Source organism: Veillonella sp. CHU740, from assembly GCF_003992055.1.
In the GTDB taxonomy this organism is placed as follows: domain Bacteria; phylum Bacillota; class Negativicutes; order Veillonellales; family Veillonellaceae; genus F0422.
This window is the reverse complement of record NZ_RQVD01000012.1, coordinates 48,029-65,306: the sequence shown is the minus strand read 5'-3', so window position 1 is coordinate 65,306 and position 17,278 is coordinate 48,029. Positions and strand designations below refer to the sequence as shown.

Here is a 17,278-nt window from a genome sequence, read left to right as displayed (position 1 = left end):
GAATAGCGCTAGCTATTTAGATAGCTAGCGCTAAGAACTTCTTATATGAGCAGCCCCCACATTTGACAAAGAGCCTAAATTTTAAAAGTTGATGTAGTGTATGGGGCTTGTTATTATAGGAGTTTGTAACACGAGTATTAAATGGGTTGAAATGATTTTGTATATAGAAGTTTAGAAGAAATTCATTATCTTCGCATTCAAGAAATTCCATAACACCGCCTACAGAATATTTTAGTTTTGATATACTTTCAAGGGCGAAACCTAAAAGAATATTTCCAGGGATTTGTTTTTCTTTAGGAAGAGCATAATTCTTCCCTAATTGTGCAATCAGATATGCTGCTGTTGTATAAGATTGTATAGATTTATCAAGAATGCTGACACGAGATAGTTTATGTGCTGTTCTTTTGCTAATATTTTCAGCTTGAATGGAAAGTGGTTTAATGGCGATGGAATAATATCCAACTAATGAAGCATCTTCTGAATCAAATACAAGATAAGTGATAGATTGATCCTTTTTTGTAAACTCAATGGCATTATGTAATAAAAAGTGTTCTACATCGGGATTTTTAGGGCAAGAAAAATCGGAGAGTAAGTCATAAAGATTTTCCTCTCCGATATATGTCGGCGCTTCCTTATCTAAGTATACACGGATGTTGATACTAAAATATTTATCAGACATATTACTTTCTCCTTTTTGACATTAAAGTTAAGATTTCTTTAGAATCAGTTAATTGTCGTCCGGGAAGAACTTGGTTAGGTATACGTTCTTGTTCAGCCTTATCTAAAGCTGTAACAAAACGTTCTATACTATCTGGACTAGATACTACGAAGTTATGAGTGATACTTGAAGTGGCCATATTAACACCTCCTAATATTTTTTATACTTAATTGTATTTGAAATCAGTTAATAAGAATGGGAAGCCGTACTATTTGTTAATTTAATTATATGATTGACAGGATAACTCGTCAATATGTTAAGAATCTAAATTGTTATAATTTTTAATGTATCGAAATAATATATAATTCATGAATTAACTGTTATGGGATAGTGGTTACATATGATATTTAAATACAGTTAAGAAAAGCTAGTAGTAGCGTACTCATAATGGAGCAGAATAACCAAAAAGATATGCCATAACTATAACGAATGTATCATTTATAGTAGGGATACAGTAGCGAATATTGCTTGACAATTAGTTATGGTAGATATACGATTTAGTCATAAGGTTAGTTCGGGAAACATATGAGGCCCTGGACATTTAAAATATCCTGTAGAAATGATGACGTATTTACTAACGCTATGATAATTAAGCGAGCAAACAAAGTGAGAGTACCAACTTATATTAAAGAAGAAAATTACAATATAATAGATATAGATGATACATTTACAAGTATTAGTATTTGCAACAACTTAGAAAGTGGAGATACCAACGGACTGTATGAAATTTATTTTTTTGGTTCACTTTTTGAAGAATATATGATTTGTGGTATGTATGATGAAAAAAATGAGATTAGCGATCCTTGTATGATAGTAGCAAAATGTATACATACAGGAAAAGAAATCTTACTCTATGATGGAGCTAAATATGGATACAACCCTATGTTCTGTGATGAGATACATTTAGAAGATATCAAAAAACGTTCACTTTCTAAATTGGAAATTCCAAACTCTAAAATTGAAATAGATTTTGCCTATAACATTAATTTTGATGAAGAGAAAGAAGATTTTGAATATATCAATTAAGAAGATGAAAATATAGAGGAGACAACTGAAATGGGTGAAACAGAAAAGAAATTAACATACGCAAAGATTACCATAGAAAATATTAAAAGTTTAGATGAAAACTCTTATTATGATGTTGTTGAGCCAATGTGGGAGACAATTAATATTTATGATGGATATGATGAGTATATTCAATCAGCGCAGACTTTCACTTTAGAGCAAAGATATTTATTAGCCATTACTTGGTATTTTGCAGAAGTAAGTAATGGAGGTCATCACCAGTTTTTAGATAATTCTACAGGGATAGTTTGGGAAGATGCAATAAAAGGTTTCAAACATTTTGGGATGAACGAATATGCAGGTAATTTTCAAAAAGTTGTAGACTATTGTGGTGGGACAATATCTTTTGGTAGAGAAGAAAGATACCATATGCTAGAAATATTGGAAGAAAAATACGGAGAGGAATTTTTTAAGATTTTAGATGAAGCCGATGATTTCGTTTATGATTATGAAGGTGAAGAAAACGAACTAAACTACATCAAATCTCACCCTGAAAAGTTTGTATTTGAAGGGGAATACGAGAGCTTTTACAATCGGCGTTAAAAAAGAAAAAGTAATGCTATTTTTGAGCGAGTGATTGGCGAGTTATTAGGCTTGAAAATATGGTATATTCCTGATGAAATTAAAATTTGGGACAGACGATTTGGCAGTTTATTTGAAACAAAATAATGGAATGAATGAAGTAGTATTTGAAAGAAAGATGAAAGAGTTATTTGAAATCAAGAAAACGTTTATGGAAATATAGAAACTTAATACAAAATTTGAAGTTTATGCGATCTACATGCATAGTGAAAAGGTAAAGTAGCAAACTGAGAAACAGGAGAAACTAAGTATGAGTTATGATTTAATGGTTTTTGAAAAAACAAAAGCACCTAATACAAAAAAACAATTTATGGTTTGGTATGATAAGCAAACAGAATGGGAAGAAGAACATGATTATGAAACGATAGGAGTATCTTCTTCTAATTTGCAAAATTGGTTTATGGAAATGAAAGAAAATTTTCCACCTATGAATGGAGAATATGCACCTAATTTTGATAATCTTGATGATGAAGCTGAAAAATTGGAAATGCGTATGGCTGATTACTGTATAGGATATGATGTAATTTATGTAGCTTTTCCTTGGTCTGTAGCAGACGAAGCGTATGAAGTTATGCGAGATTTAGCTAAAAAACATAATGTGGGATTTTTTGATGTGAGTGGAGAAAAAGGAGATATTATATTACCGGATGGCACTAGGATAGAGTAGTTATGTTAATAAGCATTTCTTATTTAATTTCCTGAATGATAAATCGGAAACCACAGAGTGCAAGCATGATTTTTCTTAATTGGCTTGAACTGATGCGTTAGTAAATAGAGAGTATAGGATCAAAGTTGAGCTTGAGTGGGGGTATTAAAATTGAAAAAATGCAAACAAATGACATGGCAATATGAAATTACAGGCCTGGAAGGGAATGCAATTCTGTTTGATACAAATATTTTTGAATATGACTGGCATGAAACAGGGGAATACGTATCAGTAACGGATCCACTATATCATCAGAGTTTTAGGTTTCCTATTTATGTTGTGTATATTAATGATGAACTTCATAAATTTGTTGCTGGTGAATTTAGTAATAATGTATGGGGATTTTATTTACCTAAGTACTAAAGTGATAATTCCAGTTGATTGGTAGATGGAAACAAATTTGAATTTGTGAGGGGATATGATGATGGAAACTATAAATGAGAAGCTACTTTCCTTGGTAGAGGGCAGGGAAACCCCTGGAAGCTATCAAAATTGGTGGCTAAAACACGAACATGAATTAGAGAGGGTTTTAAATAGGGGAGAATTTTTAAGACTTAAGCCAAAAGACCATGATTTCCTCTGGGTGCCGATTTTAACAAGCCAAAAAGGAGCCATAGCCATACTGGAGAGGAAAGGGCTACCTTTTTCTAAAAGCAATCTGTATCAAGAGAAATATTTAGAGGAGCTGGATGTCTATTGTAAGGATAAGAAAAAAAGAGAGCAAGAAAAGAAAAAGAAGGTTAAAGAAGAGTATCCAAATTTGTTTGAGCATTATCCAAAGTTTACAAATGCTTTAGTGAAATCTCTTGATGAAAATGACGTTATAAAACAAGGTGCTACACAAGAGGAAATTCGGAAAGCAGAAGAAAAATTAAGTTTTGCCTTTCCTGAACAAGTACAAAGGTTTTTCTTAATCACAAGCGGCATTGATCTTTCAACTGGCATAAAAGTTGTGCTAAACGAAATGTTTTCAATGGAAATAAAAGAGAAGCAATATTTGGTTCTTGGAGAGTTTTGGAAAGAGGCAGACGGAGATCAGCTATTGCTTTGTCATGATGAAGAAACAATTTGGTACTATGCCCATGAACAGAATAAAGTAAAGAAGCTTTGCAATGATATGAATGAATTTCTTGAGAAGAAACTATCTAGGTATCTGAGCAGGTAAAGACAAATATGGAGGAATTTATGGAAATCGTAAGAGCAGGGTCTAAATCTAAACCAGTTAAAATCATTGATGTAGACTTTGATACACTCGTTGATATTAACAAGGACCATAGGTTTTATGATCAAGAGGAAAAGGCTATTTTGCATTATTGGTCTGATGGAAAAACAGTGTACTGGAGGCATAGACTTGTCTCTAAAGATGTAGAACATTTTCAAGTGTTTAATGGCACATTTGCAAAAGATAGTAAATCTTGTTATCTATATGATACCAAACTACGCGGTGCTAACAATGAGACATTTAAAGCCTTGAACTATAGCTATGCTTTTGATGGAAAGACTGTATGGACTATATCTGGCCGTTTTGAACCAGCAGATCCTAAAACTTTTGATGTGTGCGACGATGGTTTTTGGCTATCTGAAATTAAAATTACATTGACTGATGGCAAGGAATATACTGAAATTCTTCATATTCCTTATGGCTTTGCGAAAGACAGCAAGCAGGTTTATTACGAAAACTATGAAGGTAAGATTAAAATTTTAAAGAAAGTTGATCCTGAAAGTTTTGTGTCTAATAAGGATGGATATTTTGGTTGGGACAAAAGCAATGTCTATTATGGGAAAAATCTTTTGCCGGGGGCTTCGCCAGAGAACTGGCGGGTCATTGATGATAAGAGACAGATTTCAACTGATGGAAAGTATTTTTATAGATTGAATAAAAAGATTTCTGAGGAAGAGGCCTATGAGTGGATAAATAATCCACGTTTGTGAAATCATGATTTGCAAAGGATATAGTTTGTATGGAAAATTTAGATATTTTTGAGGTGGCATGTAAATATTTTTTTCAAAAGATTAGTGAATTTAAGGAAATTTTGTCAAACAAAGTTAGAGCATTAGAAAATATAGACTGGATATATGATAAGGGAACTACAAAAGTCTGCCGAGCCAGTCAACGACAATCTGAAAAATCTAACCCACAGTGGGGGCGGAAGTACAGAACAGTACAGTAAAATATGGAGGAAAAATAAATGGGATTGATTGCAAATTATCAGTCAACTACTGATCTTGAATTAGAAAAATTTATGTGCCTTGATGATGTGGAAGAAGCACAGGATAATGAGAACTTAGAAATATGTGATATAGATAAAATGTGGGACGCACTTCATTTTTTGTTGACAGGAAAATCTGCCGGCGAACCGATTAAAGATAATTTAATCAGCGAAGCGATTGTAGGCCAGTTCAATATTTCTGGGGAAGAAATTGAAGAATTTATATCTGGAACGAAAACTGATAGAGTGAAAGAAATTGCAAAGGCATTGCAAGAGCTTGATTTTGAAACATATATTGATAAATTTGATATGAATGCGTTTCACCAAAACGATATTTACCCTAATATTTGGGAATACGAAGATGAAGCAGATGAAATTAAAGATGATTTAAGAACCTCATTTGAAAGTTTGAAAAAATTTTATGAGAAAATGGCGGCACAAGAGAGCGCCGTTTTAGTGTCAATCTATTAACTGTTCAACTTTAGAAAAATTTGTATAGGGAGGGAGTTGCAATGTTTGAAAACAGCAAAGACAGGTAATGTAAATGTAAGAATCCATGAGCATATCAAACAACAAGCGGAACAAATTTTAGAGACTATAGGCATTTCTCGTGCGGCCGCTATTGATATGTTTTATAGACAAATTATTTTAAATAATGGTATTCCGTTTCCCTTAACAATACCTAAAGAGTTACCGATACATGAGAATATGGATGAAAGTACATATAATGCTTTAATGGAAACAGGGTACTCCCAGGCACTACGAGGGGAAACGTATTCTGTTGCAGAAGTATTTGAAGAGCTAGAACGAGGACTATAATGGAAACGTATAGAAGTGGTTATCATCGCTGTAGTTTATGTAAGAATGGATCAGCTGAAATAGTTAGAAAAATAGAACTTGATAATTAGTTGTGGTAGATATACGATTTAGTCATAAGGTTAGTTCAGGAAACATATGAGATTTTGGGTATCTGAGACATTCTGTAGAAATGCTGACGTATTTAATAACGATATAATAATTAAGAGAGCGAACAAAATGAGAGTACCGACTTATATTGAAGAAGAAAATTACAATATAATAAATATAGATGATACATTTACAAGAATTAGTATTTGCAACAACTTAGAAAGTGGAGATACCAACGGACTGTATGAAATTTATTTTTTTGGTTCACTTTTTGAAGAATATATGATTTGTGGTATGTATGATGAAAAAAATGAGATTAGCGATCCTTGTATGATAGTAGCAAAATGTATACATACAGGAAAAGAAATTTTACTCTATGATGAAGCTAAATATGGATACAACCCTATGTTCTGTGATGAGATAAATTTAGAAGATATCAAAAAACGTTCACTTTCTAAATTGGAAATTCCAAACTCTAAAATTGAAATAGATTTTGCCTATAGCATTGATTTTGATGAAGAGAAAGAATATTTTGAATACATCAATTAAGAAGATGAAAATATAGAGGAGACAACTGAAATGGGTGAAACAGAAAAGAAATTAACATACGCAAAGATTACCATAGAAAATATTAAAAGTTTAGATGAAAACTCTTATTATGATGTTGTTGATCCAATGTGGGAAACAATTAATATTTATGATGGATATGATGAGTATATTCAATCAGCGCAGACTTTCACTTTAGAGCAAAGATATTTATTAGCCATTACTTGGTATTTTGTAGAAGTAAATAATGGAGGTCATCATCAGTTTTTATATAATCCTACAGGGATAGTTTGGGAAGATGCAATAAAAGGTTTCAAACATTTTGGGATGAATGAATATGCAGGTAATTTTCAAAAAGTTGTAGACTATTGTGGTGGGACAATATCGTTTGGTAGAGAAGAAAGATACCATATGCTAGAAATATTGGAAGAAAAATACGGAGAGGAATTTTTTAATATGTTAGATGAAGCCGATGATTTCATTTACGATTATACAGGTGAAGAAAACGAACTAAACTACATCAAATCTCACCCTGAAAAGTTTGTATTTGAAGGAGAATACGAGAGCTTTTACAATCGGCGTTAAAAAAGAAAAGTAATCTTCTAAAAAGTTGAGAGAATGGTGCTTGAGTGAAGAATCTTTAGCGTGTGAACAAGAGAAATAATGAGAGAAATGCCTGATAGAGGAAGTGGATAAACGATATGGATGGAGTATTTGAGTGGTTAAAAGCACATTACCAGTATGTATTGATAGCAGGTGGATTACTATTTTTAATTGGTGCTATAAGAGATTGGAAATGGGTGTATCAAGCTACAGTCGGAGATAAAGCAAGGCACGCATTTATTTTTGAAGTGTGGGGTGAGAAAGGATATAGAGTTTTTATAGGAATATGTGGACTGTTACTTGTCATTTGTGGTGTTGTGTTTTTAATGTTGGATAAACGATAAAAAGCGGAGGTAACTTAACATGAAATGGAACTCAGAAAATCGCGAAGAATTTTTTGCGTATATAGAAAAGCTTACAGATGAAGATACATATACGGAATGTATGACAGCATTGGAAAGCATCCCTATGGAAGAACGGGATTACCAAGTATGGTATCAGCTTGCTCGTGCGTATCAAAACTTTGCGATTATCGGAAATGATGATCAAGGAACACCTAGTTTTATTGGCGATAAATTTTTATTAAAATCCATAGATATTTTAAATTCAGTTAGAGAAGAGGGGCAAGATAAAGCTGAATGGAATATGCGTATGGCATATGCCTATCAATACTTGACTCATGAGGAAGAAAAAGCGATTCCTTATGCCTTGCGTTGGGCGGAGTTAGATCCTGAGGATAAGGATGCATTGGGAGTAGTAAAAGAGTGTAGAGAAGAAATAGAAAAAAGATCAAAAGTGGCTACTGAGAAAGTAATTGATCAAGAAACTGCTGAAATTGATGAAGACTGGGGCGTTTATCTATGCAATGCATTTGCTTACGACTTACCGGCTGTGATTAGAGTCAATTTAGCTCTTAGGGATTTTGAATATACTGCAAACTACCCTAACAGATTACATTTACAAATATTATATAAGAATGCTAATGACAGCGGGTTTCCTACAAGAGAAGAAGGGGAATATGTATATTCTATAGAAGACGCTGTAGAAGAGATTGTTGAACAACATGGAGATATGTTAGCAGGCGTTGTGAAATGCGATGAGCGGGTACGTATTTTTGCCTATACTAAGAGTGAGTTGGGGTACTACGATGAAATTTCTGCGGTGATGTCAAAAAACTTCCCTGACTATGCCTATACATTGGCAATAGTAGATGATTCTGACTGGGAACTGTATTTTCAGGGACTGTATCCTGACAGATATGAATATCAAAGCATTATGAATATGAGGCTCATTGAGGATATTAAAAGTGATGGTGATAGTATGGTGCCGAGAGTGCTTGAACATTGCCTACTCTTTAAAACAGAAGAAAATGGAGAAGCCTTTTTAGCCAAAGTAATGGAAGACGGTTTTATAAAACTTTCATCAGAAAATCAGACCGATAATGAGGATATAGATAAGGAACATCTATATGTACTTGTCATTGGTAGAGAAGATGCTTTTAAAAATATCGATGAAATTGTCTGGTATCTTATGGATTTGGCAGAAGAGTTTGACGGGGAATATGATGGCTGGGGATGCCATATTGTGAAGTAATCTATTGTCATAAGTGTTTGACTACTATAGAGATATTATCATGAAAGTATAGCTATTTCCTTGTAAAATCCTAAAATAAAGTATATAATAGACTGTCGTAGTACGATTTGTACTAATCTTAGGAAGACCCTACTTAAGTAGATAAAGGAGTATAGAATGATTCGTGAAAATCTTCGTAATGTGGCGATCATCGCCCACGTTGACCATGGTAAAACAACATTGGTAGACGCATTGCTTAAACAAAGTCATATTTTCCGTGAGAATGAAAAAGTTGCTGAACGTGTAATGGACTCTAACGACTTAGAGCGTGAAAGAGGGATTACAATCCTGTCCAAAAACACAGCAGTTATGCATAACGATGTAAAAATCAACATCGTGGATACACCGGGCCATGCTGACTTCGGTGGTGAAGTAGAACGTGTATTGAACATGGTTGACGGCGTATTGTTATTGGTTGACTCTTTCGAAGGTCCAATGCCACAAACTAAATACGTATTGCGCAAAGCTTTGGAACAAGGTTTGAAACCAATCGTGGTTATCAACAAAATTGACCGCCCTGACCAACGTGTTCACGAAGTAGAAGATGAAGTATTAGAATTGTTCATGGAACTAGAAGCGGACGACGATCAATTGGACTTCCCAGTGGTATATGCCTCTGCTCGTGATGGCATTGCGAAAGCATCCATGGAAGATGATTCCACAGATATGACGGCATTATTCGATGTATTGATCAAAGAAATTCCTGCTCCACAAGGTGACATCGATGGTCCATTGCAATTCATGGTAACTACCCTTGACTATGATGATTTCGTAGGTAAAATTGCAGTAGGTCGTATCGTTCGTGGTCGTATGAAACCAAATCAACAAGTAGTGCTGATGAATGGTGAAAGCACTCGTAAAGGTAAAATCGGCCGTGTGTACACATACAATGGTTTGAACCGTGTAGAAACTGATGAAGCGGGCATGGGTGACATCATTGCTTTCGTAGGTATCGATGACATCAACATCGGTGAAACAGTAGCGGATGCAGAAAATCCAGAAGCATTACCAACAATCTCTATCGATGAGCCAACATTATCCATGATGTTCTCCGTTAATAACTCTCCATTCGCAGGTCGTGAAGGTGACTATGTAACAAGCCGTCATTTACGTGACCGTTTGTTCAAAGAAGTGGAAACTAACGTATCCATGCGTGTAGAAGAAACAGATTCTCCAGACTCTTTCAAAGTATCTGGCCGTGGCGAATTGCATTTGGCAGTATTGATTGAAACGATGCGCCGTGAAGGTTACGAATTACAAGTGGGTAAACCTCGTGTAATTTTCAAAGACATCAATGGTCAAAAATGTGAACCATTGGAGCATTTAACAATCGACGTACCACAAGAATTTATGGGGGCCGTAATGGAAAACTTGGGCGTTCGTAAAGCGGAGTTAATCAACATGGTTGAATTAGCTGGTTACTTACGTATGGAATTCGTAGTTCCTGCTCGTGGTTTGATTGGTTTCCGTGCACAATTCTTAACAGCTACAAAAGGTAATGGTATCATGAACCATGTATTCCATGGTTATGCACCGTACAAAGGAGATATCCCAGGCCGTACGCGCGGTGCCTTGGTAGCTTTCGAAGATGGCGAAACAACACCATATGGTTTGAACTCTGTACAAGACCGTGGTACTTTATTCTTAGGTGCTAACGTGCCAGTATACACAGGCCAAGTTATCGGCGAAAATGCTCGTGAAAACGACATGGACGTAAATCCTAATAAAAAGAAACATGTTACTAACATGCGTTCTAGCTCCTCTGATGAGGCAGTTCGTTTAACACCTCCACGTATCTTCAGCTTGGAACAAGCTCTAGAGTGGATCAACGATGACGAATTGGTAGAAGTAACACCAGAAAATATTCGTATGCGTAAAGCGATCTTGGATCGTTCTGCTCGTGCGAAAGCAGCAAAAGCAGGAAAATAATTACATATACTAGGCTAGGAATAGTCTATGTACATATAAATAGAGAAAGTAGTGGGATGCCATTGCTTTCTCTATTTTGTTGTATTTTATAGGGGTGAAAGCCTATAATAGGTATATGACTAACATAGTATTAATGATATAGGAGATAGGATGAAAGAACTTCGCACACTGCCAGATGGCAGCATTACTTATGAACTGCATAGAAAACGCGTGAAGAACATGAATCTTCGTGTTACCACCAGTGGCGTAGTACGAGTGTCTGCCTCTCCTCGTGTCCCCCTAGGGATGATTGAAGAGTTTATCTGTCGTCATCGAGCTTTCATTGAAAAAGCACTGCAAAACCGAAAAAGCAGAGGCGGTCATCCCATGGTACCTGCCTTAGATACAGAGATCATGGTGATGGGTCAGATGTATCGAGTAATGCTAGAAAAGCCTCATACAGTATCTGCCTATTTGGAAGCATCATCTCAAGATAGTCCACGGAATAGTCTACTAAACGGCAATCTGTTAGAAGATAAACCGTTACAAGTGTGCTCGTCAAAAGGGGGAATATCACGAGGTAGACCGTCGCAAGGTAAAACATCTACCTATGCGGTAGCGGTGGCAGACGACATATTACTAGTACGTTACCCAAGTGACCCTAACGTCCTAGATGCTAGCAAAGTAGAACGGATGTGGCTTAATTTTTGGAAAGCCATAGGTCAAGACTTTATGGAGACACTAGCACAACAAGTGCATAAGGAGTTTAAAGAAGCGGGATATACAGTACCGTCACCGACCTTGCGCTTGCGGTACATGACAAGTCGATGGGGATCTTGTATGCCTGTAAAAGAAGTTATCACCATGAACACACGATTGCTCTTAGGACCTACGAAGTTTGCTCACTATGTGATGGTTCATGAATTTGCGCACTTCATCGAGGCGAACCATTCGTCACGTTTTTACAAGGTTATGAGTGATGTGTTACCGAACTGGCAACAAGTGAAAGCGGAGATGAAGGCATATTATACATAAATTTGTCTAGCATCGATGTACCAAGCAATACATGTATCAAATAAAACAACGTCTATGTAATTTGCTGTGCGAATTACATAGACGTTTTTAAGTTTGAAAGCATGCAGTAATTGATAGATGACAAACGCTTTCACGGTACACTGAAATATGCAATGTATGATATAATAAAGGGAATGAAAGCATATCGTGTTACGTTATTAGGGAGGGCCCATGAGACCATTTGTACATCTGCATAGTCATAGTGAATATAGCCTCATTGATGGCATTAGCCGATTGCCACAAATGGTGAGTCGTGCGAAAGAACTCAATATGCCTGCTCTAGCATTAACGGACCACGGTAATATGTATGGGGCCATATATTTTTATAAAGAAGCTATGGCACAAGGCATCAAACCCATTTTAGGATGCGAAGTATATGTCACCGAAGGCAGTCGCTTTGACCGACCTGAAGGTAAGACCTATGAACGATTAAAGCATTTAATTCTCTTAGCAGAAACCATGGAAGGATACGAGAACATTGTAAAAATTGTGTCTAAGTCTTCTACGGAAGGGTTTTATCGTAAACCACGTGCAGATCGAGAACTACTGTCTACCTACAGTAAAGGGATTATCGCTTTGAGTGCCTGCATTGCTGGAGAAATTCCGCAACTAATATTACAGGACAACATTGAGGACGCTCATCGTGCTTTGGAATGGTATTTGGAGACCTATGGAAAAGAGAACTTTTTCTTAGAGATTCAGAACCATGGAGATCCTAAGGAATTGCGGGTCCAAGATGTATTGGTAGAGATGGCGGAGCAATATGGTGTGGGACTTGTATGTTCCAATGACTTTCACTATGTCTATGCAGACGATGCGGAAGCTCATGATATTAAGGTATGTATTGCTACGGGTGCAAGGCGGAATGATGTAGATCGCATGAAGTTTTTCAGTAATGAGTTTTACATGAAAAGCGGCGATGAAATGGAAGAACTTTTTGGGCATATTCCAGAAGCTTTGGATAATACGTTAAAGATTGCAGAACGTTGCCATGTAGAGTTCAATTTTGATGCGCACCATTTGCCAAAATTTGATGTACCAGAAGGGGAAACAGCACATTCTTATTTGCGCAAAGTCTGCGAGTCCTATATTCCTCAATTCTACCCAGAGGTAACACCGGTATTACAAGAGCGACTCGATTATGAGTTAGGTGTTATCAGTCGCATGGGATTTGAAGATTACTTCCTCATCGTTTGGGACTATGTTAAATATGCTCGTGAACATGGGGTACTAGTAGGCCCGGGTCGTGGTAGTGCGGCAGGGTCAGTGGTAGCCTATTTATTAGGGATTACAGGTCTAGATCCTATTAAATATGATTTGCTATTTGAACGGTTCTTGAATCCAGAGCGGGTAAGCATGCCCGATATCGATATCGACTTCTGCTATGAAACTCGCAATAAGGTCATCGACTATGTGACAGAAAAATATGGGCAAGAGAGAGTAGCGCAAATTATTACCTTCGGTACCGAAGCGGCTCGTGCTGTTATTCGTGACGTAGGTCGTGTGCTAGATATGCCTTTACCAGAGGTGAATCGACTAGCTAAGATGATTCCTAATGAGTTGGGTATTACGTTAAAAAAAGCTTTAGAAGTAAAAGAACTCAAAGACTTGTATGATACAGACGAATCCGTAAAAGAATTATTTGACCTTTGCTTGCGTTTAGAAGGAATTGCTCGTAACTCTTCTACCCATGCGGCAGGGGTCGTAATTTCAGCGGCGCCTCTAGATGAGTATGTGCCGGTACAAAACTCTAATGAAGATGGATTTGTGACACAATATGATAAAGATAATATCGAAGAGCTAGGCTTATTGAAGATGGACTTTTTAGGGCTTCGCACGTTGACAGTGATGGGTGAGGCACTGCGTCTGATTAAAGAAAACCACGGTATCGACTTAGACTTGGATGCCATCCCATTAGATGACAAGGCATCTTGTGAAATCTTATGTAAAGGGGAAACTGCAGGGGTCTTCCAGTTAGAATCAGAAGGGATTACAAAATTAGTAATGGATTTGAAGCCAGAACATTTTGAAGATTTAATTCCTTTAGTGGCCCTCTATCGTCCAGGACCGTTAGGATCGGGCATGGTAGAAGATTTTATCAAGCGTCGTCATAAAGAAAAAGAAGTGACCTATTTACATCCTATATTAGAGCCTATTTTAGAGGACACATTTGGAGTTATCTTATACCAAGAACAAGTTATGCAGATTGCCTCTGCTATGGGCGGATTCTCCTTGGGGCAGGCGGACTTAATGCGCCGTGCCATGGGTAAGAAAAAGGAATCTGTACTAAAAGCACAACGAGATTCCTTTGTGACTGGTTCTGTGAATAATGGTATTGATGAAAAGTTAGCTAATGAAGTATTTGATCTCTTGCTATACTTTGCAGGATATGGATTTAATAAATCTCACTCCGCTGCCTATGCGTATATCGCGTATCAAACGGCGTATCTGAAAGCCCATTATTTCCCAGAGTTCATGGCGGCTACTATGACAAGCTTTATGGGTAATATGGATAAAATGACGAACTACATCAATATATGTAAGGCGAAACAAGTGGCAGTATTAGGCCCAGATATCAATCATTCAGAGCGTATGTTTACTGTACAAGAGGGTCAAATTCGCTTTGGCTTAGGTGGTATTAAAAATGTGGGCGATAATGCTATCGAAGAATTGCTAGCAGAACGTAAGGCACATGGGCAATTTACATCGATTGTTGATTTTTGTGAACGCATCCCATATCGCGTGGTTAATAAGCGATTATTGGAAAGTCTAATCCGATGTGGGGCAATGGATTCTTTCAAAGAAAATCGCAATCAATTGTTGCAAATTTATGAGCAAGCCCAAGGCATTGGCTCTAAAGGACAAAAAAATAGTGCTTTAGGAGCGGTGAGCCTCTTTGCAGAGGTAGAAGAAATGGAAACTATCCATGTGCCAGATTTACCAGACTTGCCAAAAGATTTAAAATTAAAAGATGAAAAAGAATACACTGGATTCTATATTACAGGTCACCCATTGGATGCGTATCGTCAGGAATTGGCAGATTTGTTTCAGGCAGGCCGCTTGAGTGAAAATCCAGAATCCTTTGATCGGAAAGTGGTGACTGTTGGTGGATTAATTACAGATAAAGTAGATCGAATTACGAAAAACCGACAAGAAAAAATGTGTACCTTAACGGTAGAAGATTTTACGGGTACCGTACAAGTTGTGGTATTCCCACAGGCGTATCAGAAAGCACATATGTTATTGCAACGAGATGCTGTAGTAGCTATCGAAGGACGTATTGATGCGGATGAAAAGGGTGTGCAGCTCATAGCCACATCGGTACAACCATTAAAGGTTGAATATGAGAAAGTTCGACAGATTCGTGTTCATATAGATCGAGCACATGATACACCACAAGTAAGTCAACAATTACAAAGACTATTACAAGAATTACCAGGAGACACCCCCGTTTCTCTATTCTTAGAAACACAAAAGAGGACGTTAGCGGTGAATCGTAGTTTTTATTTCACTCCATCGAAAGAGTCCATTGGACGTGTGCAAGCCTTATTAGGGGCGAATGCAGTGGAGTTACTATAAGGAGACAAAGATGGATAAAAAAACTAAAATTGTTTGTACCATGGGACCTAGTACAGATACTTTGGAAATGGTGGAAGCCCTGTTGCGAGCAGGCATGAATGTAGCACGGTTCAACTTTTCTCATGGTACCCATGAGGAACAAGCGAAGCGTATAGAATTAGTTAGACTTGCCTCTGAAAGAACAAAGATTCCTGTAGCTTTGATGTTAGATACAAAAGGGCCAGAAATTCGCCTTGGATTGTTTAAAGACGGTAAAGTGTGTTTAGAAGAAGGGCAAGCTTTCACGTTGACTACAAGAGATGTGGAAGGAACAAAAGAAATTTGCTCCGTGAATCACGCTGGGTTACCAGAAGATGTAAAAGATGCTAAGCAAATTCTATTATCTGATGGACTTGTCACATTGCGTATCGATTCTATTGATGGCACTGAGATTCATACAACGGTTATGAATACAGGTATGATGAGTAATCGTAAACGAGTGGCTGTACCTGGTGTATCCTTATCTTTGCCACCAGTGTCGGAACAAGACGAAAAAGATTTGGTATTTGGTTGTGAAATGGGCGTGGACTATGTAGCAGCCTCTTTCATGCAACGTGCTAGCGACGTAGTAGCTATTCGTCGTATTTTGGAATCCAAAGGGGCAGATATTCGCATCATCTCTAAAATTGAAAATGAAGAAGGTCTTAATAATTTAGATGATATTTTAGAAGTGTCTGATGGATTGATGGTAGCCCGTGGCGATTTAGGCGTAGAAATTCCAGCCGAAGAAGTACCTGTATTGCAAAAAATGATGATTCAAAAATGTAATGCTGCCTCTAAACCTGTTATTACAGCGACCCAAATGTTAGAGTCCATGGTAAGCAATCCAAGACCTACCAGAGCAGAAGCTAGTGACGTTGCAAATGCCATATTAGATGGTACAGATGCAGTCATGTTATCTGGGGAAACGGCAGGTGGGGACTACCCATTGGAAGCGGTGACCACTATGGCTCGCATTGCAAAAGTAACAGAAACATCTGATTTATATGTGAATAGTAATCATACAGTACCGTTAGAAGAAGCGAAAACGACAGATGCTATCTGTTCCGCTACAGTAGAAGTAGGTCGTTCTTTAGGGGCTGGTGCCATCATTACATGTACTGAATCTGGCATTACAGCCATGAGCATTTCCCGACATCGTCCGAATTGTCAAATCATTGCGGTTACACCACATGAGAGTGCATTGCGCCGCATGCAGTTATACTGGGGTGTGAAAGCTATCCAAGGCCCATCCCATTCCAACTCTGATGAAATGGTACACTGCGCTATGAGTGCGGCCTTAGGAGAAGGATTAATTCAATCTGGTGATTTAGTAGTTGTGACAGCGGGTGTCCCATCAGGCTTGTCCGGCACAACCAATATGATTCGTGTTCATGTCACTGGTAATGTATTGATTAAAGGTCGTGGAGTTGGTAAACTATCTGTAACAGGGCCAATTCATCACGGTGATTCTACCGAGCCTATGGCAGATGGTAGTATCTTAGTCGTTCGTGACCTAGAACCAGAATATATGGAACTAGCAAAACGAGCAGGTGCTATTATTACGGCAGAAGAAGGATACACATCGACCGCAGCTATTGCAGGTATTCAGTTTGGTATTCCTGTGATTTTGGGAGCCCATGATCAATCACAACTAATGAATGGTCAAGTGGTAACTGTGGATGGTATTCGTGGTAATGTATATGAAGGAATTGCAAACGCAAGATAGGA

General features: G+C 37.2%; 20 protein-coding genes. 18 read left to right on the top strand and 2 right to left on the bottom strand.

Annotated elements, in window-relative coordinates:
- Positions 1 to 16 precede the first annotated feature (16 nt).
- Positions 17 to 679: a GNAT family acetyltransferase gene (locus tag EO115_RS07255; RefSeq protein ID WP_126938288.1), complete on the bottom strand. Its 663-nt coding sequence runs from the start codon at positions 677 to 679 to the stop codon at positions 17 to 19.
- Position 680: 1 nt separating this feature from the next.
- Positions 681 to 857, bottom strand: a complete 177-nt coding sequence (locus EO115_RS08400; protein ID WP_164724076.1) for a hypothetical protein — start codon at positions 855 to 857, stop codon at positions 681 to 683.
- A gap of 443 nt (positions 858 to 1,300) precedes the next feature.
- Here EO115_RS08400 and EO115_RS07250 point away from each other — a divergent pair, with 443 nt between their 5' ends.
- From EO115_RS07250 to pyk, 18 genes are all read left to right on the top strand, one after another.
- Positions 1,301 to 1,744, top strand: coding sequence for a hypothetical protein (locus EO115_RS07250; RefSeq protein WP_206168435.1), 444 nt, complete (start codon positions 1,301 to 1,303; stop codon positions 1,742 to 1,744).
- Positions 1,745 to 1,774: 30 nt separating this feature from the next.
- Positions 1,775 to 2,326, top strand: coding sequence for a DMP19 family protein (locus EO115_RS07245; RefSeq protein WP_126938287.1), 552 nt, complete (start codon positions 1,775 to 1,777; stop codon positions 2,324 to 2,326).
- 73 nt (positions 2,327 to 2,399) lie between these two features.
- Positions 2,400 to 2,528 (top strand): hypothetical protein, encoded by a 129-nt coding sequence (locus EO115_RS08520; protein WP_255416480.1) that lies wholly within the window; start codon positions 2,400 to 2,402, stop codon positions 2,526 to 2,528.
- A gap of 87 nt (positions 2,529 to 2,615) precedes the next feature.
- Positions 2,616 to 3,032, top strand: coding sequence for a hypothetical protein (locus tag EO115_RS07240; RefSeq protein ID WP_126938286.1), 417 nt, complete (start codon positions 2,616 to 2,618; stop codon positions 3,030 to 3,032).
- Between the two features lie 168 nt (positions 3,033 to 3,200).
- Positions 3,201 to 3,434 carry a hypothetical protein gene (locus tag EO115_RS07235; protein ID WP_206168434.1) on the top strand — a complete coding sequence of 78 codons (234 nt, stop codon included), beginning with the start codon at positions 3,201 to 3,203 and terminating at the stop codon, positions 3,432 to 3,434.
- Positions 3,435 to 3,489: 55 nt separating this feature from the next.
- Positions 3,490 to 4,236 carry an SMI1/KNR4 family protein gene (locus EO115_RS07230; RefSeq protein ID WP_126938285.1) on the top strand — a complete coding sequence of 249 codons (747 nt, stop codon included), beginning with the start codon at positions 3,490 to 3,492 and terminating at the stop codon, positions 4,234 to 4,236.
- Between the two features lie 20 nt (positions 4,237 to 4,256).
- The gene (locus EO115_RS07225; RefSeq protein WP_164724075.1) at positions 4,257 to 5,003 is read left to right on the top strand and encodes a DKNYY domain-containing protein; all 747 of its coding nucleotides are present in this window, start codon (positions 4,257 to 4,259) and stop codon (positions 5,001 to 5,003) included.
- 29 nt (positions 5,004 to 5,032) lie between these two features.
- Entirely contained in the window at positions 5,033 to 5,242 is a 210-nt protein-coding gene (locus EO115_RS07220; RefSeq protein ID WP_126938283.1) for a hypothetical protein, read from the top strand.
- An 18-nt stretch (positions 5,243 to 5,260) separates the two neighbouring features.
- Entirely contained in the window at positions 5,261 to 5,752 is a 492-nt protein-coding gene (locus EO115_RS07215) for a YfbM family protein (RefSeq protein ID WP_126938282.1), read from the top strand.
- A 45-nt stretch (positions 5,753 to 5,797) separates the two neighbouring features.
- Complete coding sequence (locus EO115_RS07210; protein ID WP_126938281.1) at positions 5,798 to 6,100, top strand: type II toxin-antitoxin system RelB/DinJ family antitoxin; 303 nt, start codon at positions 5,798 to 5,800, stop codon at positions 6,098 to 6,100.
- Between the two features lie 216 nt (positions 6,101 to 6,316).
- Positions 6,317 to 6,736, top strand: a complete 420-nt coding sequence (locus EO115_RS07205; RefSeq protein ID WP_206168433.1) for a hypothetical protein — start codon at positions 6,317 to 6,319, stop codon at positions 6,734 to 6,736.
- Positions 6,737 to 6,766: 30 nt separating this feature from the next.
- Complete coding sequence (locus EO115_RS07200; RefSeq protein WP_126938280.1) at positions 6,767 to 7,318, top strand: DMP19 family protein; 552 nt, start codon at positions 6,767 to 6,769, stop codon at positions 7,316 to 7,318.
- Between the two features lie 116 nt (positions 7,319 to 7,434).
- Positions 7,435 to 7,680: an immunity 17 family protein gene (locus EO115_RS07195; RefSeq protein ID WP_126938279.1), complete on the top strand. Its 246-nt coding sequence runs from the start codon at positions 7,435 to 7,437 to the stop codon at positions 7,678 to 7,680.
- Between the two features lie 19 nt (positions 7,681 to 7,699).
- On the top strand, positions 7,700 to 8,929 hold the full coding sequence (locus tag EO115_RS07190; RefSeq protein WP_126938278.1) for a DUF695 domain-containing protein: 1,230 nt from the start codon (positions 7,700 to 7,702) through the stop codon (positions 8,927 to 8,929).
- A gap of 156 nt (positions 8,930 to 9,085) precedes the next feature.
- On the top strand, positions 9,086 to 10,897 hold the full coding sequence (gene typA, locus EO115_RS07185) for a translational GTPase TypA (RefSeq protein ID WP_126938277.1): 1,812 nt from the start codon (positions 9,086 to 9,088) through the stop codon (positions 10,895 to 10,897).
- A 150-nt stretch (positions 10,898 to 11,047) separates the two neighbouring features.
- A complete protein-coding gene (locus tag EO115_RS07180) occupies positions 11,048 to 11,911 on the top strand; it encodes a M48 family metallopeptidase (RefSeq protein WP_126938276.1) in 864 nt (287 codons plus the stop codon).
- Between the two features lie 210 nt (positions 11,912 to 12,121).
- Positions 12,122 to 15,529 carry a DNA polymerase III subunit alpha gene (locus EO115_RS07175; RefSeq protein ID WP_126938275.1) on the top strand — a complete coding sequence of 1,136 codons (3,408 nt, stop codon included), beginning with the start codon at positions 12,122 to 12,124 and terminating at the stop codon, positions 15,527 to 15,529.
- 10 nt (positions 15,530 to 15,539) lie between these two features.
- Positions 15,540 to 17,276 (top strand): pyruvate kinase, encoded by a 1,737-nt coding sequence (gene pyk, locus EO115_RS07170; RefSeq protein ID WP_126938274.1) that lies wholly within the window; start codon positions 15,540 to 15,542, stop codon positions 17,274 to 17,276.
- Positions 17,277 to 17,278 lie beyond the last annotated feature (2 nt).